22 protein-coding genes are annotated in these 20048 nt (G+C 64.8%); 13 read left to right on the top strand and 9 right to left on the bottom strand.

What is annotated here, in order from left to right; genetic code table 11:
* The 4 genes from H2052_RS01775 to H2052_RS01760 all read left to right on the top strand — a co-directional run.
* Positions 1-386, top strand: a 386-nt coding sequence (locus tag H2052_RS01775) for a hypothetical protein (protein ID WP_293777201.1), incomplete at its 5' end; no start/stop codon positions are given.
* 14 nt (positions 387-400) lie between these two features.
* The gene (locus tag H2052_RS01770; protein WP_293777199.1) at positions 401-679 is read left to right on the top strand and encodes an HPr-rel-A system PqqD family peptide chaperone; all 279 of its coding nucleotides are present in this window, start codon (positions 401-403) and stop codon (positions 677-679) included.
* On the top strand, positions 676-1566 hold the full coding sequence (locus H2052_RS01765) for an HprK-related kinase A (RefSeq protein WP_293777197.1): 891 nt from the start codon (positions 676-678) through the stop codon (positions 1564-1566). The genes H2052_RS01770 and H2052_RS01765 overlap by 4 nt, the downstream gene beginning before the upstream one ends.
* Complete coding sequence (locus H2052_RS01760; RefSeq protein ID WP_293777194.1) at positions 1563-2603, top strand: nucleotidyltransferase family protein; 1041 nt, start codon at positions 1563-1565, stop codon at positions 2601-2603. The genes H2052_RS01765 and H2052_RS01760 overlap by 4 nt, the downstream gene beginning before the upstream one ends.
* Here H2052_RS01760 and gph read toward each other — a convergent pair.
* Entirely contained in the window at positions 2572-3255 is a 684-nt protein-coding gene (gene gph, locus H2052_RS01755; RefSeq protein ID WP_293777192.1) for a phosphoglycolate phosphatase, read from the bottom strand. The genes H2052_RS01760 and gph overlap by 32 nt on opposite strands.
* A gap of 98 nt (positions 3256-3353) precedes the next feature.
* Between gph and glmU the strand changes: the two genes are divergently transcribed.
* Genes glmU through H2052_RS01740 form a run of 3 tightly spaced genes read left to right on the top strand, consistent with a single transcriptional unit; the run spans position 3354 to position 6906 of the window.
* Positions 3354-4712, top strand: a complete 1359-nt coding sequence (glmU, locus tag H2052_RS01750) for a bifunctional UDP-N-acetylglucosamine diphosphorylase/glucosamine-1-phosphate N-acetyltransferase GlmU (protein ID WP_293777190.1) — start codon at positions 3354-3356, stop codon at positions 4710-4712.
* The gene (gene glmS / locus H2052_RS01745) at positions 4712-6535 is read left to right on the top strand and encodes a glutamine--fructose-6-phosphate transaminase (isomerizing) (RefSeq protein ID WP_293777188.1); all 1824 of its coding nucleotides are present in this window, start codon (positions 4712-4714) and stop codon (positions 6533-6535) included. The genes glmU and glmS overlap by 1 nt, the downstream gene beginning before the upstream one ends.
* Positions 6532-6906, top strand: a complete 375-nt coding sequence (locus H2052_RS01740) for a GFA family protein (protein ID WP_293777186.1) — start codon at positions 6532-6534, stop codon at positions 6904-6906. The genes glmS and H2052_RS01740 overlap by 4 nt, the downstream gene beginning before the upstream one ends.
* Here the strand turns inward: H2052_RS01740 and H2052_RS01735 are convergent.
* The gene (locus H2052_RS01735; RefSeq protein ID WP_293777184.1) at positions 6903-7298 is read right to left on the bottom strand and encodes a response regulator; all 396 of its coding nucleotides are present in this window, start codon (positions 7296-7298) and stop codon (positions 6903-6905) included. The two genes, H2052_RS01740 and H2052_RS01735, sit on opposite strands and share 4 nt — an antisense overlap.
* 87 nt (positions 7299-7385) lie before the next feature.
* Between H2052_RS01735 and gor the strand changes: the two genes are divergently transcribed.
* On the top strand, positions 7386-8729 hold the full coding sequence (gene gor / locus H2052_RS01730) for a glutathione-disulfide reductase (RefSeq protein WP_293777182.1): 1344 nt from the start codon (positions 7386-7388) through the stop codon (positions 8727-8729).
* Positions 8730-8736: 7 nt separating this feature from the next.
* Here the strand turns inward: gor and H2052_RS01725 are convergent, their stop codons facing one another.
* A complete protein-coding gene (locus tag H2052_RS01725) occupies positions 8737-9354 on the bottom strand; it encodes a TetR/AcrR family transcriptional regulator (protein WP_293777180.1) in 618 nt (205 codons plus the stop codon).
* 207 nt (positions 9355-9561) lie between these two features.
* Between H2052_RS01725 and H2052_RS01720 the strand changes: the two genes are divergently transcribed.
* Together H2052_RS01720 and H2052_RS01715 are read left to right on the top strand one after the other, a co-directional pair.
* Positions 9562-10950, top strand: a complete 1389-nt coding sequence (locus H2052_RS01720) for a class II 3-deoxy-7-phosphoheptulonate synthase (protein WP_293777177.1) — start codon at positions 9562-9564, stop codon at positions 10948-10950.
* A gap of 66 nt (positions 10951-11016) precedes the next feature.
* Positions 11017-11418, top strand: coding sequence for an MAPEG family protein (locus H2052_RS01715; protein WP_293777175.1), 402 nt, complete (start codon positions 11017-11019; stop codon positions 11416-11418).
* 23 nt (positions 11419-11441) lie between these two features.
* On the opposite strand, the gene H2052_RS01710 is transcribed toward H2052_RS01715, so the two are convergent.
* Both H2052_RS01710 and lepA read right to left on the bottom strand, forming a co-directional pair.
* Positions 11442-11711: a hypothetical protein gene (locus H2052_RS01710; protein WP_293777243.1), complete on the bottom strand. Its 270-nt coding sequence runs from the start codon at positions 11709-11711 to the stop codon at positions 11442-11444.
* Positions 11712-11784: 73 nt separating this feature from the next.
* Positions 11785-13590 (bottom strand): translation elongation factor 4, encoded by a 1806-nt coding sequence (lepA, locus tag H2052_RS01705; protein WP_293777173.1) that lies wholly within the window; start codon positions 13588-13590, stop codon positions 11785-11787.
* A gap of 249 nt (positions 13591-13839) precedes the next feature.
* On the opposite strand from lepA, the gene H2052_RS01700 reads away from it, so the two are divergent.
* The gene (locus H2052_RS01700; RefSeq protein ID WP_293777171.1) at positions 13840-14757 is read left to right on the top strand and encodes a PEP-CTERM sorting domain-containing protein; all 918 of its coding nucleotides are present in this window, start codon (positions 13840-13842) and stop codon (positions 14755-14757) included.
* A gap of 14 nt (positions 14758-14771) precedes the next feature.
* On the opposite strand, the gene H2052_RS01695 is transcribed toward H2052_RS01700, so the two are convergent.
* From H2052_RS01695 to pnuC, 3 genes are read right to left on the bottom strand one after another with little or no spacing between them, the layout of a single operon-like run.
* On the bottom strand, positions 14772-15455 hold the full coding sequence (locus H2052_RS01695) for an RluA family pseudouridine synthase (RefSeq protein WP_293777169.1): 684 nt from the start codon (positions 15453-15455) through the stop codon (positions 14772-14774).
* Positions 15452-15988: an ATP-binding protein gene (locus tag H2052_RS01690; protein ID WP_293777167.1), complete on the bottom strand. Its 537-nt coding sequence runs from the start codon at positions 15986-15988 to the stop codon at positions 15452-15454. Before H2052_RS01690 ends, H2052_RS01695 begins: the two co-directional genes overlap by 4 nt.
* The gene (pnuC, locus tag H2052_RS01685; RefSeq protein ID WP_293777165.1) at positions 15985-16545 is read right to left on the bottom strand and encodes a nicotinamide riboside transporter PnuC; all 561 of its coding nucleotides are present in this window, start codon (positions 16543-16545) and stop codon (positions 15985-15987) included. Before pnuC ends, H2052_RS01690 begins: the two co-directional genes overlap by 4 nt.
* 138 nt (positions 16546-16683) lie before the next feature.
* Between pnuC and rpoZ the strand changes: the two genes are divergently transcribed.
* Positions 16684-17025 carry a DNA-directed RNA polymerase subunit omega gene (gene rpoZ, locus H2052_RS01680; protein ID WP_293777162.1) on the top strand — a complete coding sequence of 114 codons (342 nt, stop codon included), beginning with the start codon at positions 16684-16686 and terminating at the stop codon, positions 17023-17025.
* A gap of 137 nt (positions 17026-17162) precedes the next feature.
* The gene (locus H2052_RS01675; protein ID WP_293777241.1) at positions 17163-17957 is read left to right on the top strand and encodes a class III extradiol ring-cleavage dioxygenase; all 795 of its coding nucleotides are present in this window, start codon (positions 17163-17165) and stop codon (positions 17955-17957) included.
* Between the two features lie 25 nt (positions 17958-17982).
* Here the strand turns inward: H2052_RS01675 and H2052_RS01670 are convergent, their stop codons facing one another.
* Positions 17983-19932: a S9 family peptidase gene (locus H2052_RS01670; protein WP_293777160.1), complete on the bottom strand. Its 1950-nt coding sequence runs from the start codon at positions 19930-19932 to the stop codon at positions 17983-17985.
* Between the last annotated feature and the right edge of the window lie 116 nt (positions 19933-20048).

The raw sequence follows: 20048 nt of genomic DNA, 5'->3' as shown, positions 1-20048 counted from the left end.
GCGGAGCTACGACATCGCTCGCCATGTGCCAGATCCCGATCGACAAGGTCTGCGACAAGGACGGCAGGGGCTACGACGCCTACGGCTACGATATGGACTCGGCCGATGACGAAGGCATGGTGGCCTATAGCGGCGGTGGTTACGGCGGCGGCGGCGGCGGTTACGGCGGCGGCGGTTATGGCGGCGGCGGCAAGACCAAATGCTACGCTCCCCCGCCCAAGGGTTACTACTACGGCCAGGAACTGATCGACTATCAGCAGTCCGGCAGGCTGCCTGACGGTATCTATTCAACGAAACAGTTCGACGCCCACCTCAAGTACATCAAGAACCTGAAGCCGGGTCAGAACGGGTTTACCTGCCTCACCTCGCTCGTTCACAAACTCTGACGGAGGGCATCGACGTGCGCTACCGCGCCGCGGCGCGGGAAGCCTATGTCGTGCGCCCTGTCGATGACCTCACGCTCGTCTATCATCGGCCTTCGGGGATGACGCACGTCGTCTCCCCGGCTGTCGTCGCCATTCTCGACCTGCTACACGAGCGGACGCTCGGCATCGGGGAGGTTTGCGAACAGCTTGCACAGCATCATGATCTCGACGGCGATGGTGACGATATCGCCCGTGTTGTCGCCGCGCGCCTCGATGAAATGGCCGCGATGGACATTATCGACCGCATCGTATGACGCCTGACCGCTGGCCGTCCCGGACGCTGCGGATCGGCCCGGCGTCCTTCCATCTGCGCTCGCCCTTCCGGCGCGTCATCGACGAGGTGAACGCGCTCTACCGCGACTATCCGGCCGAAACGGCGGATGGCATCTACGATTATGCCGTGAGCGCCGTCCCTTCGAGCCCGCTGCGAAGGTGGGTGAACCCGAACCTGCGTCTCGAGTGCGATTTCGAACCGTTCGACACGTTGCCGCTGCCGGTCGAACTTGGGATGCTCGGGCTCGAAATGGGCATGAACCTGCAGATGGCGGTCGGCTACCGAAGGCATGTCGTGGTTCATGCAGCCTCATCGGCAAGCGGCGACAAGGCCGCGCTGCTGATCGGCGATTCGGGCGCGGGCAAGAGCACGCTGTCGGCCTTGCTGGCGTACCGCGAGGGCTGGCGTCATCTTGGCGACGAGTTCGCACTGCTCGATCTCGACGCGCCCCTGCTGCACCCCTTCCCGCGTCCCATCTCGCTCAAAAATGCATCGATCGCGGCAATGGAAGCCCGCGCGCCCGCCGACCGCTTCGGTCCGGTGCTCGAAGGCACGGTAAAAGGCACGATCCGGCACCTGCTGCCGCCCGCCGCGGCGATCGACGCAATGGAAACGCCCGCCGAGATCGCGCTCGTCGTCGCTCCGCACTTCCGCGAGAACGCCGCGCCGGCTTGGCGGCCGATGACACGGACCGAAACCTACGTGCGCCTCGCTGCCTCCTCGACCAATCAGGCGCTGATGGGGGAAGCCGGGTTCGAGGCCGTCTGGCGCTGTCTCGCGCACGCACCCGCCTTCGACATAATGTACGGATCGAGCGACGACGCGCTCGAACTTTTCGAGACGCTGTGGCGGAAGGTGACGGCATGACGCCGGCCGCAATCCTGCACCGCGCGCTTTCCGAGCCCGAATCGATGCGGGCACTGTCGGCGGACGGCTGGAACACGCTTATCCGCGTCGGTCGCGCCGAGCGGCTGCTGGGAACGGTCGCAGAGCGCGCCGTGCCGCTGTGGGATGCGCTTCCCGCGGGCGCATGGACATGCCTCACCGAAGAGCGCGACATCACCCGCGGCGATCATCTCGCCGCCCGGTGGGAAATCGACCGCGCCGGACTGGCGCTCAGGAATGTGGGCTGTCCCGTCATCCTGATGAAGGGCTCCGCATATCTCCATGCCGGGCTGCCCGCCGCGCAGGGGCGGCGAATCGGTGATCTCGACATTCTCGTGCCGCGCGCCGCGCTTCCCGCCGTTGAAGCCGCGCTGCTGGCGCATGGCTGGCTTCAGGCGAAGGAAAACGCTTACGACGACCATTATTACCGTACATGGATGCACGAGCTGCCGCCGATGGTGCACAAGGAGCGCGGCGGCGTGATCGACGTGCACCACACGATCCTGCCGCTTACGGCGCGGCTGAAGCCAGATGCCGACGCACTCATCGAAAGCCGCGTGGCTGTGGCGGACGGACTCTTCGTGCTCGGCCCCGCGGAGATGCTGCTGCACAGCGCCGCGCACGTCGCCTACGATGGAGAGTTCGAGGGTGGGACCCGCAATCTGTGGGACATTCACTGCCTCGTGAGCGACTTCGCGCAAACGCCCGGCTTCTGGGACCGGCTCACCCAGGCCGCCGACCGGCACCAGCTTCGCGTGCCGCTGTCACGCGCGCTGCGGCTTGCCCGGCGGCTTTACGGAACGGACGTGCCGGAAACGCTCGTCGGCCGCATGGACCTCGTCGATCGGCTCGCGCTCCGCAAGCTTCATGGTCGCGACTGCTTCGGCCACCAGGGCGCGAAGCTCAGCGACCGGCTGCTTTACATCCGGGGGCACTGGCTGCGGATGCCGCCGCTGATGCTGGCCGAGCACCTCGCGCGGAAAGCGTTCAGACGAAAAGAGCGGGCGCAACCCGTTTGAGCGTCGGCACGAGCGCATCGAAATGGTCGATCATCGCGTCCGCGCCGAGCGTGTCCGGCGGTACGTCGCTGTAGCCGAAGCTGGTGAGCACCACGGGAAGGCCTGCGGCCCGCGATGCTTCTACGTCGGGCCGCGAATCGCCCACGAACGCGGCACGCGCCGGATCGCCGCCCATCCGCGTCAGCGTTTCGAGGACGTGCGCCGGGTGGGGTTTCCGGACCGGCAGGCTGTCGCCGCCGAGGATCGCATCGAACAGATCGCCCCAGCCGAGCGCGTTGATGAGGTCGATAGCAAGCCGTTCGGGTTTGTTGGTGCAGATCGCGAGGCGGCCACCGGCATCGGAAAGCGCAGCAAGCGAAGCCGCGACACCCTCCCACGGCCGCGAGCCGACGCAGACATTGGCGCCATAATATTCAAGGAATACCGGCACGCCCACATCCAGCATCGCCTCATCACCGCCCCCGGTGAGTGCGAGACCGCGCTCGATCGTGCGGCGCGCGCCGTGACCGACCATGTGACGCACGGCTTCTGGATCCACCGCCGGGCGTCCGAAATGCGCCAGAACGTGGTTCATCGCCGCCGCAAGGTCCGGGGCAGTATCGACGAGCGTGCCGTCGAGGTCGAAAACGATGGAGGGAGGTGTCGGATTCATGCAAGCCTTTTGCCCGGCGTTATGGAAATGGCAATCCCGATATGGCACAGCGGCGCGAGGAATCGCCCCAGGGAATCGATTGAGTCTGTGAGAGTTTTATGAGCCGCCGGCCTGTCGCCGCCATCATCCTCGCCGCCGGAATGGGCACGCGGATGAAATCCGAAACGCACAAGGTGCTGCACCCCATCGGGGGACGGCCAATGCTGCTGCATTTGATGGCGAGCGTCGACGAGATCGTGCCGGAGCGCACGGTCGTTGTGGTCGGCGCGCGGCGCGAGCAGGTGGAAGCGGCCGTCGCGCATACGGCCGCGGTGGTCGTGACGCAGGAACCGCAGCTCGGCACTGCCCATGCCGTCCTTCAGGCAAAAGAGGCGCTCGCGGGCTTCGACGGCGATGTGCTCGTGCTCTACGGCGATGTGCCCTTCATCGAGAGCGCCACCATGCGGCTAATGCTTTCGAAGCTGAACAATGAGAAGGATACGCCTGCCGCCGTCGTTCTCGGCTTCCGCGCCGCCGATCCCGGCGCCTACGGCCGCATCGATGCAGACAACGGCGTGATCCGCAAGATGGTGGAGTTCAAGGACGCCTCAGCTGCAGAGCGTGCCATCGACCTATGCAATTCGGGGCTTCTCGCCGTTCGTTCCGCCGACCTCTGGCCCCTCCTCGAACGTGTCGGCAACGACAATGCGGCAGGCGAATACTACCTGCCCGACATCATCATGCTTGCGAAGGCGGACGGGCGCGTATCGCGCGTCGTCGAAACCGCAGAGGCTGAAGTGATGGGCATCAACAGCCGCGCCGAACTCGCGGTCGCCGAGGCACGCTTTCAAAGTGAGCGCCGAGCCCATTTCATGAAGGAAGGCGTCACGCTCACCGATCCGGGCAGCGTGTTCTTTGCCTTCGACACCAAAATCGCGGCCGACGTGAGCATCGCGCCGAGCGTTGTCTTCGGCCCCGGCGTTTCCGTGGGCGCAGGCACGCGTATCCATGCCTTTTCGCATATCGAAGGCGCGAAGATCGGCGAAAAGGCGGAAATCGGACCCTATGCCCGCCTCCGCCCGGGCACCGACCTCGCGATGGGCGTCAAGATCGGCAACTTCGTCGAGACGAAGAAGGCTGTCTTCGCCGAGGGCGCGAAGGCGAACCACCTCTCCTACGTCGGCGATGCCACGGTAGGCGCAAAGGCGAACATCGGCGCAGGCACGATCACCTGCAACTATGACGGTTTCTTCAAGTACAAGACGGAGATCGGCGCGGGTGCCTTCATCGGCTCCAACAGCGCGCTCGTCGCGCCGGTGAAGATCGGTGACGGCGCCATCGTCGGCGCGGGCTCGGTGATGACGAAGGATGTGGAAGCCGACGCGCTCGCAGTGGCGCGCGGTGTTCAGGACAGCAAACCCGGCTGGGCCGCGCGATTCCGCGAGGCGATGACGGCCAAAAAGAAAGCGGCGAAGTAATGTGCGGCATCATCGGCATTCTCGGTAAAGGCGACGTCACCGACCAGCTGGTCGCGGGCCTCCGGCGGCTCGAATATCGCGGCTATGATTCGGCGGGCGTCTGCACGATCGTGGATGGCCACTTCGAGCGCCGCCGTGCCGAAGGCAAGCTCGACAACCTCGCGAAGAAGCTCGCGCTCGACCCCCTGCCCGGCCACATCGGCATCGCGCACACGCGCTGGGCGACGCACGGCGCGCCGACGGAGGACAACGCGCACCCGCACATCGTCGGCGACGTAACGCTCGTCCACAACGGGATCATCGAGAACTTCAAGGAACTGCGCGACGAACTCTCCGCCGAGGGCCGCACCTTCGCCAGTCAGACCGACACCGAGGTCGTCGCCCACCTCGTCGCGCGCGAACTTGAGCATGGCAAGACGCCGATCGAGGCGGTGCAGGCTGTGCTGCCGCGCCTCCACGGCGCCTTCGCGCTTGCGATGATGTTCAAGGGCCGGGACAACCTGCTCGTCGGTGCCCGCCTTGGCGCGCCGCTCGTCGTCGGGATCGGGGAGGGCGAGAACTACCTGGGATCCGACGCGCTCGCGCTCGCGCCGATGACGCAGAAGATCGCCTATCTCGAAGAGGGCGACTGGGCCGTGCTCAGCCGTGAGAAGATCGAGATCTTCGATCGCGACAATACTCCCGTGACGCGTGAAGTGACGCTTTCGGGCGTTTCCGGGGCGATGATCGACAAGGGCAACCACCGCCACTTCATGCAGAAGGAGATCTTCGAGCAGCCGGTCGTCGTGGCGCAAACACTGCAGGCCTACCTGAAGCCGCTCGACGGCAAGGTGGCCCTCCCCATCCCCGAGTTCGACCTCGCCGAAGTGAAGCGCGTGACGATCGTCGCCTGCGGCACCAGCTACTACGCCGGCCTCGTTGCCAAATACTGGTTCGAAAAGTTCGCGCGCGTGCCCGTGGACATCGATGTCGCATCCGAATTCCGCTACCGCGAACCGGTGCTGGACCCGGGCGGGCTCGCGCTCTTCATCAGCCAATCAGGCGAGACGGCGGATACGCTCGCCGCGCTCCGCCACTGCCGCGCGGAAGGCCAGAAGATCGCGGTCGTCGTCAACGTGCCGACCAGCTCGATGGCACGCGAGGCAGACCTGCTGCTGCCGACCAATGCAGGCCCGGAGATCGGCGTCGCCTCGACGAAGGCGTTCACATGCCAGCTTGCCGTGCTCGCGGCGTTTGCCGCCAACCTCGCGCGCGCCAAGGGCAAGATGACCGCCGAGGAGGAGCGCGAGATCGTGAAGCACCTCGCCGAAGCGCCCGCCGCGCTCAACGCCGCGCTCGCGCATGACGAGGAGATCGAGAAGATGGCGCCCCTCGTCGCGGCAGCGCGCGACGTGCTCTACCTAGGCCGCGGCCCGGACTATCCGATGGCGCTCGAAGGCGCACTGAAACTCAAGGAAATCAGCTACATCCATGCCGAAGGTTATGCGGCAGGCGAGATGAAGCATGGCCCCATTGCGCTCATCGACGACAGCGTTCCCGTCATCGTCATCGCGCCCTCGGGACCGCTCTTTGAGAAGACCGTGAGCAACATGCAGGAGGTTGCCGCGCGCGGCGGCCGCATCGTGCTGATCTCGGACGCGGCGGGCATCGCCAAGGCCGGGGACGGCGCAATCGCGACGATCGAGATGCCGGACTGCCATCCCCTCATCCAGCCGCTCGTCTACGCCGTGCCCGTGCAGCTCCTCGCCTACCACGTCGCAGTCGCGAAAGGCACGGACGTCGACCAGCCGCGCAACCTTGCCAAGTCCGTCACCGTCGAATGAAGACGCTCTCAGGCGGCTGCCATTGCAAGGCGGTGCGTTTCGAGGTGGACGTATACGAAGGCGTCATCCCGCTGCTCGACTGCAACTGCTCGATGTGCTCGGCGACGGGTTTTCTGCATCTGATCGCCACGCAGAACGCATTCCGTCTGCTGTCGGGCAGCGACAATCTCGGCGAGTACCGTTTTGGTGAAGGGATCGCCCGCCACCTCTTCTGCAAGACCTGCGGCATCAAGAGCTTCTACGTGCCGCGCTCGCACCCAGACGGGTACAGCGTCAACGCGCGCTGCCTTGATGATTATGCATCGCTGAGCTTCGCCATCGAGGCCTTCGACGGCCGTAACTGGGAAGCCGCCCGGGAACGTCTCGGCTAAAGCGCTTCGCCGACGATCTCGCGAAGCAGGACTTCAAGCTCCGTGATCTGGAACGGCTTGCTTACGAGCCGCGCATCGCCGTGCGTTTCCGGCAGCATCGACGCACCGTCGTATCCCGTGGCGAACACGAACGGCACGCCGCGGCTCTTGAGCACATCCGCGACCGCCCAGCTCATCTCGCCGTCGAGGTTTACATCAAGGAGCGCGATATCCGCATCCGTCGTTTCGGCAAGTGCGAGTGCCTCCGCAAGCCGGGTGGCCGGGCCTTCCATGTCCCAGTCCATATCCTCGAACAGTGTTTCGAGCGACATGGCGACAAGCGGTGAATCTTCCACCAGTAGAACCTTGCGCCGGGCAGATATGTCCTGGGGCGCCGTTGCGACCGTTGTCATCTCACCTTACCTTCTCCGCGTCGGCCGCCATGTCAGCCGAACGCTACACAGCCGTAATCTACTGCCACAAAGGGCCGGACCGCAAATATGAACGCACACGACTACGATCTTTTCGTCATCGGCGCCGGGTCGGGCGGCGTACGCGCGGCGCGGATTTCCGCGGGCCACGGCGCGCGCGTGGCCATTGCCGAGGAGTATCGTGTCGGCGGCACGTGCGTGATTCGCGGCTGCGTACCGAAGAAGCTGCTCGTTTACGGCGCGCACTTCGCCGAAGACCTTGAAGATGCGCGCAACTTCGGCTGGACGGTGGAAGCGAAGCGCTTCGACTGGGTAACATTGCGCGACAACGTGCTGTCGGAGGTCGATCGGCTCAACAAGGCCTATATCTCAACGCTCGAAAGCCAGAAGGTGAAGATTCTTCTCGGCCGCGCCGTGCTGGAGGACGCGCACACGGTGCGGATCGGTGACAAGACCGTCACCGCCGACAAGATCCTGATCGCTACTGGCGCGCGCCCAGGCCTGCCCGACTGCGAGGGCGCTGAGCACGGCATCACCTCCAACGAGGTGTTCCATCTGGAAGCACTGCCGAAACGCGTCGTGATCGCTGGCGGCGGCTATATCGCCAACGAATTCGCGGGCATCTTCAATGCTTTGGGCGTGAAGGTGACGCTGCTGCTACGCGGCGACCGGCTGCTGCGCGAATACGACCAGCAGCTCGCCGAGCGCCTGCAGGCGATCAGCACCGCGAAGGGCATCGACTTCCGCTTCAACGCACCGTTCCGCAAGGTCGAGAAGCAGGCTGACGGAAGCCTTCTCGTCCATGCCGGGAAGGATACACCGATCGAGACCGATCTCCTCGTCTACGCAATCGGCCGGCCGCCCAACAGCGCCGGGCTGGGTCTTGAGGCGATTGGCGTCGAACTGGCCGAAAACGGTGCGATCAAGGTCGATGCGGACAGCCGCTCCACTGTCGAGAACATTTATGCCGTGGGCGACGTGACCGACCGTGTCCAGCTGACCCCGGTCGCGATCCGCGAGGGCCACGCGTTCGCCGACACCGTGTTTGGCGGTAAGCCGTGGCGTGTCGATCATAGCTGCATCCCGTCCGCCGTGTTCAGCCATCCGCCGATCGCCGCCGTCGGCCTCACTGAATCGCAGGCGCGCAACGCCTATGGTTCGGTGCGGGTCTACGCCTCGGACTTCCGGCCGATGAAGAACGTGCTGGCGGGCCGGAGCGAGCGGTCGCTTTACAAACTGGTCGTCGATGAAGCGTCGGGCCGCATCCTTGGCGCGCACATGATCGGGCCTGAGGCGGCCGAGATCATGCAACCGCTCGCGATTGCCGTGAAGGCAGGGCTGACCAAGGCACAGCTCGATGAAACCGTCGCCATTCACCCGACGATGGCGGAAGAACTTGTCTTGATGCGTTAGAGCCTGTCTAAATGGCGAGCGCGTGATTGGGGTCGACGACGGCCTCGATCATGCGATCGACCTCGCTGTGCGCGATGCGCAGCTGGCCGTCGATGAGCAGCATCGACAGGCCGTGCACCAGTGACCAGGCGCGGAGTGCCGCCTTGCGCCGCATCGCGGACGAGAAGCGCGGACCCGCGAGACGGGCGACGGCATCCTCGATGTTGCCGGTCAGCGGTTCGATCGCGAACATCAGCGCGGCATCGCGGCTGGAATCGATCTGGTCGCTGAACATCAGCCGGAAAAGCGCGGGATTGCGGACCGCGAAGCGCACATAGGCACGGCCCATCTCTGCGAAACGCACCGGCGTTACCACGGCGTTCGAGACCGGCTCGATCTGAACGGCGGTGAGGCGTTTGAACCCCTCGATGGCCATCGCGGTAAGGAGCGCTTCTTTAGAAACATAATGGCGATAGACGGCTGCGGGGCTCACCCCCACCTCTCGAGCGACTTCGCGGAGCGCAAGCTCTGCACAGCCGCGCCGTTCCAGAAGCTCCAGACCGGCGTTCAGAAGGGCCTCCTGAAGGTTGCCGTGATGGTAGCTGCTTGGTGCCTTGCGTTCAAAAACCGGCGACTGTTTCAGCATCGGAGTTCCCCCTCGCCTCCCCGGAACATGTGAACAATGTACGCATCAATAGTTAATATCAAGTGCATTCATTGCCTTAGCCCTTCTTTTTGCGACGAAGTGTTACAAGAGCATTAACCACGTCGCAAAAAACACGTCTTTGGAGCGCCCCGTGGCCCAAAAAAGCATTGCTTGCGCTCGTGCAAGTGACACGCCAAAAGGCGCCCGATGAAGACGTCCGAGCGATCCTGGGCCCCGGCCAGCTGGCGCAATTCCGAAGCGCGGCAGCTTCCCACTTATCCGGACACGGCTGCCCTTGCGGCCGTGGAAAGCGAGCTTTCGAGCTATCCACCGCTCGTCTTCGCGGGTGAGGCACGCGCGCTTGAAGCCCAGCTTGCCGATGTTGCTGCGGGCAAGGCTTTCCTGCTCCAGGGCGGCGACTGCGCGGAAAGCTTCGCCGAGTTCCACCCGAACCATATCCGCGACACGTTCCGCGTGCTCCTGCAGATGGCGGTGGTGCTGACCTTCGCCAGCCGGATGCCGGTGGTAAAGGTGGGCCGCCTCGCCGGCCAGTTCGCCAAGCCCCGCTCGGCGGACATGGAAGAGCTGAACGGTGTCTCGCTGCCGAGCTATCGCGGCGATATCGTCAACGACATCAATTTCGAGAGCGCCGCACGCGAACCGAACCCGCAGCGTATGCTGCGCGCGTACATGCAGTCCGCCGCGACGCTCAACCTGCTGCGCGCCTTCGCGCAGGGCGGCTTTGCGAACCTGCATCAGGTCCACAAGTGGAACCTCGACTTCGTGGGCCGCTCGCCGTGGGCCGAGAAGTACAAGGACGTCGCGGACCGGATCGGCGACGCGCTCGCCTTCATGGAAGCCTGCGGTATCAGCCCGGAGACGGTTCCACAGCTGAAGGGCACCGACTTCTACACGAGCCACGAGGCGCTGCTGCTCGGCTACGAGCAGGCGATGACGCGGCAGGATTCGCTGACCGGCCGCTGGTACGACACCAGCGCGCACATGCTGTGGGTGGGCGACCGCACGCGCTTCGAAGGCTCGGCGCACATCGAGTTCCTGCGCGGCGTCGGCAACCCGCTCGGCCTGAAGGCCGGCCCCAGCCTGCAGCCGGACACGCTCATCCGCCTGATCGACACGCTGAACCCGGAAAACGTGCCCGGCCGCATAACCATCATCAGCCGCTTCGGCCACGACAAGGTAGAAGCCGGCCTGCCGCCGCTCGTTCGCGCGGTGAAGCAGGAGGGGCGCCACGTCGTCTGGTCGTGCGACCCGATGCACGGCAACACCATCAAGTCGGGCAGCGGCTACAAGACCCGGCCATTCGACCGCATTCTCGCCGAGGTGCGCGGCTTCTTCGCGGTGCACCGCGCCGAAGGCACGCACGCGGGCGGCATCCACGCCGAGATGACCGGCCAGAACGTCACCGAATGCACCGGCGGCGCGATGGCGATCACCGACGAGGCGCTCGCCGACCGCTATCACACGCACTGCGATCCGCGCCTCAACGCCGGACAGAGCCTCGAACTCGCATTCCTGCTCGCCGAGTGCATCAAGACCGAGGTCGATCACGCCGCCCGCAATCAGGCCGCCGCCTAAGTTCCTGCTCCCCGCTTGCGAAGCCGCGCGGAATAGGGGATCGTCTGCCCCTTCCGAGGGGGAGAGATGACCATGCCGATCGAACTCTATCTGCTGGGCGCTGCCGTGGTGCTGGGCCTTGTCCACATCCTGTGGGCCGTGAACGTGAAGACCGCGCAGTACGGCATCGAATGGAACATGGGCGCGCGCGACGGCGAGATGCCGCCCTTGAAGCCGCTCGCCGGACGGCTGGCGCGGGCGCAGGCGAACTTCTTCGAGACCTTCCCGCTGTTCGCAGCGGTGTTGCTGGCAGCGGTCGCGGCGGACCGGCTCGGCTGGAAGACGGAGCTTGGCGCGCACCTCTATTTCTGGGCGCGGCTCATTTACCTGCCGCTCTATGCTGCGGGCGTCCCGAAGCTGCGGACGTTGGTGTGGCTCGCCTCGCTGGCGGGGGTGGTGCTGGTGCTGTCAGCGCTGCTGCTGGGCTGAACGCCCTGTCCCGGAACGGGACGCTATTTCCGTTGCGGCCAGCACTTCTCGCAGCGGCGCCAGCATTTGATGTTAGGCATTACGTCGGCAGGCCTTACGCCTGGCGGGGGATTGAGGCCGATGAGGATCTCGGGAGCGACGCCTTCGGGGGCGGCACTCTTGTGGCAGAACAGGCAGCGCTGGCGGTAGGTTTGGGGGGTGAGCGTCTGCTGCGATTGATGCGGCATCGCGGAGACGGAGGACGAGAGCGCCGCGAATGCGAGCGCCAGAAGACGCGAACGGTTTCTCCACATCACGGGTCGACCTCCAGAGAGAAGGATACTCTGCCCCGGAGGAGATACTTGTCAACCGTCCTAAATTGAACCTCTACCCCTCGTCGCCCATGCGGAGCGCGGCGATGAAGGCTTCCTGCGGGATGCTGACCGAGCCGTACTCGCGCATCCGCTTCTTGCCTTCCTTCTGCTTGTCGAGGAGCTTGCGCTTGCGGCTGATGTCGCCGCCGTAGCACTTGGCGGTGACGTCCTTGCGGAGCGCCGCGATCGTCTCGCGCGCGATCACCTTGCCGCCGATCGCCGCCTGGATCGGGATCTTGAAGAGGTGGCGGGGGATGAGGTCCTTCAGCCGCTCGCACATATGGCGGCCGCGCGCCTCGGCGGCGACGCGGTGGACGATCATGCTGAGCGCATCGACTGGCTCGTTGTTGACGAGGATCGACATCTTGACGAGGTCGCCCTCGCGGTAGCCGATCTGGTGATAATCGAAGCTCGCGTAACCGCGGCTGATCGACTTCAGCCGGTCGTAGAAATCGAACACCACCTCGTTCAAGGGCAGCTCGTAGGTGATCTGCGCGCGGCCGCCCACATAGGTGAGGTTCTTCTGAATGCCGCGCCGATCCTGACAGAGCTTCAGGAGCGAGCCCAAATATTCGTCCGGCACGTAGATCACCGCCTCGATCCACGGCTCCTCGACGAAATCGATCTTCACGACGTCGGGGTAATCGGCGGGATTGTGGAGTTCCTGCACGGTCCCATCCGTCATGTGCATCCGGTAGACGACCGAGGGCGCGGTGGTGATGAGATCGAGATCATACTCGCGTGTCAGCCGCTCCTGAATGATCTCCAGATGGAGAAGACCGAGGAAGCCGCAGCGGAAGCCGAAGCCGAGCGCAGCGGACGTTTCCATCTCGAAGCTGAACGAGGCGTCGTTGAGACGCAGCTTCGAAATGCTGTCGCGCAGCTTTTCGAAATCCGCCGCGTCCACTGGGAACAGGCCGCAGAACACGACGGGCTGCACTTCCTTGAAGCCGGGCAGCGGCACCTTCGCGGGATTCTTCACGGTGGTGATGGTGTCGCCGACGCGGGTTTCGGAAATGTCCTTGATCTGCGCGGTGATGAAGCCGATCTCGCCCGCCGCGATCTCGTCGAGCGTTTCGATCTTCGGACGCATGCAGCCGACGCGGTCGATCAGGTGCTCGGTGCCGCCGGCCATGAACTTGATGTTGAGCCCCTTGCGGATCACGCCGTTGACGACGCGCACGAGGATGACGACGCCGAGGTAGGGATCGTACCAGCTGTCCACCAGCATCGCTTCGAGCGGGGCGTCGCGGTCGCCCTTGGGCGGCGGGATCTTGTTCACCACGGCTTCGAGCACATCATCGATACCGATGCCGGACTTGGCGCTGGCGAGCACGGCTTCCGACGCATCGAGGCCGATGATGTCCTCGATCTCCGCCTTCACCTTCTCCGGGTCGGCGGCGGGCAGATCGATCTTGTTGATGACGGGGACGATCTCGTGATCGTGCTCGATCGACTGGTAGACGTTCGCGAGCGTCTGCGCCTCGACGCCCTGCGCGGCATCGACCACGAGCAGCGCGCCTTCGCACGCGGCGAGACTGCGCGAGACTTCGTAGGCGAAATCGACATGGCCCGGCGTATCCATGAGGTTCAGCGTGTATGTCTCGCCGTTCTTCGCCATGTATTCGAGCCGGACGGTCTGCGCCTTGATGGTGATGCCGCGCTCGCGCTCGATATCCATGTTGTCGAGCACCTGCTCCGACATCTCGCGGTCGGTGAGCCCGCCCGTCCGCTGGATAAGGCGATCGGCCAGCGTCGACTTGCCGTGGTCGATGTGGGCGATGATCGAGAAATTACGGATGTGCGCGAGATCGGTCATGGGAGAGGCCAATTACGGGCGCGCGCGGTTTTCGGCAAGCGCGGGGCCGCGCACTGTCGACGTTTTTTACACAGCTGAGGTACGCAAAAGGATCGCCCCGCTTTCGAAATGGAAAAACGGGGCCCAAATCCGTGACTTGTACGCGCACGCGCCGATTTGGCACGCGTTATGCTTTCCCCATGTTTTGACGATTGTGTCCGTTTGGCAGCGTTCCGCCGACGTGCGTACAAACACAGAGGGGATAAGATCATGCGTTACACAACCTCAATTCTGGCGGCCTGCGCCTCGCTCGCGATTGCGGGCACCGCCCAGGCGACCACCATCACCAACGGCGACCTCAGCATGGGCCTGTTCGACAACGGCGGCCTCGGTTCGGGCGGCGTTGGCTTCCGCCTCGCTGGTGCGGGCGACACCGGCGGCGACGCGATTTACCGCGGCTGCCTCTGCGAAGGCTGGGGTGCGGCTGCCAACGGCGATGGCAACCATTACGTTTATGGTGGCAGCTCGACCGGTTTCACGTCGGCGGCAATGTCGGACGTGACGGCGAGCAGCGCCAAGTCCACGGTCGTGACGTCCAACGGCCTCACCATCGTTCACAACTATTCCGCTGTGGATGGCGGTACGCTGTTCAAGATCGATGTGGTGATCACCAACACGGGCGCAGCCGCGGCAACCGACGTGCGTTATGCCCGCACGCTCGATTGGGACGTTGCTCCGGGCTATTTCGGCAGCAACTACACGTCGATCTACGTTCCGGGCGTCGCGCCGGAAGGAAATATCCTGCACACGTCGTCGAACCCGTTCGACGTGCCGAACCCGATGGTGACGCGTTCGCAGGAGGCCAACACCAACATCTCCGACTCGATCGGTGACAAGGGCAGCTACTTCATCTTCGGCTTCGGCGATCTCGAAGTTGGTGAATCGGCTGAATTCACCACGTACATCGGCGCTGCGTTCTCTGTTCGCACGCTGCTGGCAGCGTTCGGCGACGTTGATGTCGAAGCCTATTCCTACACGACGGCGAGCGATCGCCAGACCGTGTATGGCTACGGCTTCGCCGGTCTCGGCCTGCCGCCGATCGACGAAGTGCCGGAACCGGCTGCGCTGGCGCTGTTCGGTCTCGGTGTCCTCGGGCTGGGGGCAGCCCGTCGTCGCCGCAAGGCCTAAGACTTACAGTCTCGTCACGCGGAAGGGGTCGCCCGAAAGGGCGGCCCCTTCTCATTTGCGGCCTCGCGCGCCCAGAACGGCCAGTCTTCGGGAAGCGGCGCGCTGACGGAGACGGGTGCTTCGTCGCGGTAGGGAATGACGAGGCCCGCCGAATGCAACCGCATCGGGCCATCGCCATCGCCATAGACCGGATCACCCGCGATCGGCGCGAGCGCGTGGGCAGCGTGGACGCGGATCTGGTGCGTGCGGCCGGTTTCGGGGAAGAAAGCGACAAGCGCCTGCCCTTCGTGCGCGGTGAGCAGGCGCCAGCGTGTGGCGGCAGGCTTGCCGGCCGGATCGACAACCATGCGCCAACCCGCCTCCGCGCTCGAAACCTTGGCGAGCGGCGCGTCGATGCGGCCTTCGCCCTCCGGCACACCTTCGAGAAGCGCGAGATAGGTCTTGGCGATCCGCCCGTCCGCGAACAATTGACCAAGGCGCTTCGCGGCCTTGGGGTGCCGCGCGAGCACGAGGCAACCCGAGGTGTCGCGGTCGAGCCGGTGCGCGGGCTGCGGCAGGCGATGAAACCCGAAGGTGAGTTCGCCGAGGCGTTCCTCCAGACTGCGGGGCGTCTTCGGCCCCGGATGCACGGCAAGCCCGGCCGGCTTGTCGATCACCAGCATGTGCGCATCGATGTGGAGGACGGGCAGCGCCGTCATGCGATCCCGGCGGACGCGATCGCCGCGACCGCCGCGGCGAACCGCTGCTCGGCATCACCGGAAACGAGCACCCACGGCACCGCGCGGCGCTCCAGTTCCGCCCGCGACAGCGCCATGAAATGCGCGCGTGCCTCCGGCGTGCGGTGCAGGCGGATGCCATCATCGACCCACGAGATATCGTCCGCCATCAGCAGGTAAAGATCGCCGACATCAGTGAAGTCATCGAGCGCGGGAAGCCGCTGCCCAAGCCCCATCAGGGCCCACGCCGCCGTCATCAGCGGATCGGTATCGGAGATGATGAGGCGCGCGCCGCGCTCCGCCGCCTGCTCCCGCGCCGCCTCCGTGAGCGCGACGTGGCCGTGCATGATGGAAACGAGATCGTCGGCATCGGTTTCGCTGCCACGCACCTCGCAGTAAAGCCGCCCGTATTCGGGCACCAGCCGCGTGTCGTAGTGCGCCGCGAGCCGGGCACCGAGCGTGGACTTCCCCGTGCTTTCGGGGCCGTGCAGAACGACGTTCGCGGGCCGCTTCATGCCGCCACCGCCGCGGCGCGGCGCCACTGGAAAAGCCCGGCGAAGGCGAGGCCCAGGAACACGGTGTAAAGCGCCGACGTGACTGGAAGATCGCGCCACCAGAACAGCCCGATCGCGAGCATGTTGACCACGATCCAGTAAATCCAGTTCTCGACGAAGCGCCGCACCATGAGGATCTGTCCGGCCACGCTGAGACAAGCGACGGCGCCGTCGACATAGGGCGCTGCGGCATCCGTGAAACGGTGCATCACGCTCGACCACAGGAACCAGAGCACCGCCGTGACGGCAATCACCACGGCGTTGCCGCGAAACCCCATCCAGCGCACAGGAACGGTATCGCGCTGCTGCACGCGCCGCCAGCTGACCCAGCCGTAGACATTGAGAACAAGGAAGAAAATCTGCAGCAGCGCGTCGCTGTAGAGCTGCGCCTCGTAGAACACGACCGCATAGAGGCTGACCATCGCAATGCCGAACGGATAGTTCCACACGCTGCGCCGGACGACGAGCGCGACATTGGCAAGGCCGAGCAGGGCAGCGATGATTTCGAGGGTCGACATCCGCCTTTCGCATAGCATCCGGGGCGGGCCGTGCAATGTACCGAAACATCGGGATCGGGGCTTTTCCTTGACTCCTGTTGCGCGCGCGCCTACATCGCGGCCCTTACGAATTTCCCGATTTTTGCTGGAGTTTGCCCGATGGCGCGCGTCACCGTCGAAGATTGCGTAGACAAGGTTCCCAACCGTTTCGAACTCGTGCTGCTCGCAGGCCAGCGCGCGCGCCAGATTTCGAGCGGCGCGGAACTGACCATCGATCGCGACCGCGACAAGAATCCGGTCGTCGCGCTGCGCGAGATCGCCGAGGAAACCGTGAAGCCGGTGCAGCTGAACGAAGCGCTGGTTTCGGGCATGCAGCGCGTAATCATGGACGACGAAGACACGGTGGACGAGATCGGCAGCCTCGCCGAGAGCGCCGAAGCGCTCCGCCTCACCGCCGCCGCGCCGCCCAAGCCGACGCCGATCGTTCCCGACTACGACTGATCGGGCGCAAACAATGAACTGAAACGGCGGGGGTCTTCCCCGCCGTTTTCGTTTCAGGCGCAGCGTTACCGGCCGCGCAACCCCGGTTTGCGAAATCGGCGCTTTGCAAAGCCGTGCCCGCGCCCCACATCGCGTTCATGCACGACAGTAAACAGCCCGCATTGTTCATTCCGCACGGCGGCGGCCCGTGCTTCTTCATGGACGACCCGCGCGGCATCTGGCGCGGTATGGAGGCGTATCTCCGGGGCATCGCGGCAACCCTGCCCGCAAGGCCCCGTGCCATTCTCGTCGTTTCCGGCCATTGGGAGACAGAAGGATTCGCCTTCACGGGGGCTGAACATCCGGCGCTGGTGTACGACTATTACAACTTCCCGCCGCACACCTATGAACTACGCTACGACGCGCCGGGCGACCCCACGCTCGCGGCGCGCGCTACGGCGCTGTTTCGCGACGCCCGTCTGCCGGCGAGCATCGATGCAGCGCGCGGGCTCGATCACGGCGTCTTCATTCCGCTGAAGGTGGCCTTCCCGGACGCAGCGATACCGGTCGTCGAAATGTCGATCGATCGCGGCCTCGATCCCGCGCTTCACCTCGCAGCGGGCCCCGCGCTCGCCCCTTTGCGCGATGAGGGCGTGCTCATCATTGGCTCGGGCATGAGCTTCCACAATATGCGCGGCTACGGCGACCCGCGCTTCACCGCGCCTTCGGATGCATTCGACGCCTGGCTGACCAGGGCCGTGGAAGCGGATGCAGATATCCGCGCCGCAGAGCTTACCCGCTGGGAAGACGCCCCCGCGGCCCGCGCCAGCCACCCGCGCGAGGAGCACCTGATCCCGCTTATGGTCGCGGCCGGCGCATCGGATAGGCCGGGCCGGAGCGATTATCGGGAGCAGGTTCTCGAAACCGCGATCTCTGGCTTTCGTTTCTCCTAACGTCCTTCAAGCGCAGCAGCCCATTTCAGGGCGTCGGAGGGTTGTGTTTCTCGACGAAAGCAAGCGCAGCCTTCAGCATGGCAAGCCGCGTTTCGCTTTTGGAAAGCCAGTGATCCTCGCCTTTCAGCGTGACGAACTCTACGGGCCTTTTGGCTCTCTGCAGCGCGCGGTGCATCGCCGCACTCTGCTCGTGGAGAACCACCGTGTCGTCCTTGCCGTGCACGAGCAGGACCGGCGCGTCCGCTTGCTCCGCAAGGCGAAGCGGCGAAACGACATCGAGATCCCGCCCAAAGCCGATCTCTGCCTTAAGCGAGCGGATCAGGGTCTTGTTGAACCCGCTTTCCCGCGCCTCGGTCGTATACAGGCGCTTCACGTCGCTGACGCCTGCGACGGAGACGGCACAGCGATAGAGCCCCTGCTGGAGCGTGACACCCGCGAGCGCCGCATAGCCGCCGTAACTTGCGCCCATGATGCACGCGCGTTTCGGATCGACGAGCCCCTGCCGCACGAGTTCGGCTAGCCCATCCGAAATGTCGGTCTGCATCTTGCGGCCCCATTCGCCGTACCCTGCCCGCTCAAAGTCCGTTCCAAGGCCGGTCGAGCCGCGGAAATTCGGTTGGAACACGGCGTATCCGCGTGAAGCGAACGCCTGCGCCCACCAGTCGAACACCGGGTAGTCGCGTGAGGCGGGGCCGCCATGTGGGAGCACGACCACCGGCAGGGCCTTCGCCTCGCGGTGCGGCGGCAGCGTGAGAACACCCGCCATCTCGAGCCCGTCTCCCGCCTTGTAGGACACCATTCGCACGGGTCCGACATCCGCGGGTTTGACCGTGTAGGAAACGCCGAGCACCTTCGCTGAGCGGCCCTTGATGTCGACGATCCACCATGTCGGCGGTTCGCCCGTTGCCTCGGTGCGCACGATCAGGCGGTCGAAGGCGTCGTTCCAGTCGATGAGATCGACGCGCTTGCCGGAAAAGGCCTTCCGCGTCGCTTCCATCGCCTTTTCGCGCTGGGCGTCGTGGAAGCGCACCACCGGCACGTCGCCTTCGACGACATGCCCGATAATCCTGCGCGTACGCCTGTCGGTGAGCCGCCATCGCGCCTGCTCGCCAAACGTGATTTCCTTGCCCTGCCCGCCCGCCAAGGGCTGCTCGATCCAGCGCGGATCGCCTGTTTCCTCGTCGACGATCCGGTAAACCAGCGTGCCGGCCGTACTGCCGAGACCCACGAGGCCGACATCTCCGAAAGGCGCCCTGCCAGAAACGATCGTGCGATTGTCGGGTGTTTTGATCTGCCAGTCGCCTTGCCGCGATGAGAAATCCAGCGTCGCCGCCACCGCGCCGTTTTCATCGAGCAGCCAGCGCCGGTACGTTTCCGGGCCGTTGGTACGGCGCGCAACCCGGCTGGGCCTGCCAGTCTCCAGATCGACTTCGTAGAGCTCGGGCGATGTGTTTCCGAGGTGAAGCCCATCCCGCGAATTGCCGGCGAGCGTTATACCGCCGAAATAGCCGTACCAGCGCCCCTGCTTTTCGATCGCCCCGTAATATCCGCGAACGCCGCCGGTGATCTCCCTGGTTTTGTCGAAAATGTTCCAGACCGCGCCGCCATTCAGCGGCACGACGGTGATTGAGGAGAGTTCGGCCTGTGCCGCCGTAAAATTCGGCCCCAGATCAACCGTGTGGCTCGTTTCGAGCAGGAGCCGGTCTTCCCCGGCCCAGTACACATCGCGCAGCTTGTTATCGCCCAGGGGCACCGCGAGCAGGAGCTGGTTGTTCCTGTCGACAACCATCAGCCTGCGCGCGTCGGCGGCAACGCCGACAACTGCGATGCGTTCACCGGAACCGGAAATCGCAGCCATCTCGAAGCCGGGCAATTGCCCATAGATCTCGACGGGTGGCGGAGCCGCGACGGCGAACCGTGCCGCGAGTAAAGACAGGAAAATCGCCAGCGTTACTTTTGAGAAATGAAATTGCATTTCTCTGTTTTCCCCCGAACAACACTGTTTCACACAAAACGACAGAGGACGCTGCGAACTCAAGAGCTGAAAGTCAGAAACGTCCTGCGCAACACGCACTTGCCGATGAAAGCGTC

Origin of the sequence: Sphingosinicella sp. (genome assembly GCF_013911755.1) — a bacterium.
Classification (GTDB): Bacteria; Pseudomonadota; Alphaproteobacteria; order Sphingomonadales; family Sphingomonadaceae; genus Sphingosinicella.
Note: the sequence above shows the minus strand (reverse complement) of the source record. Positions and strands in the feature narration are given on the sequence as shown.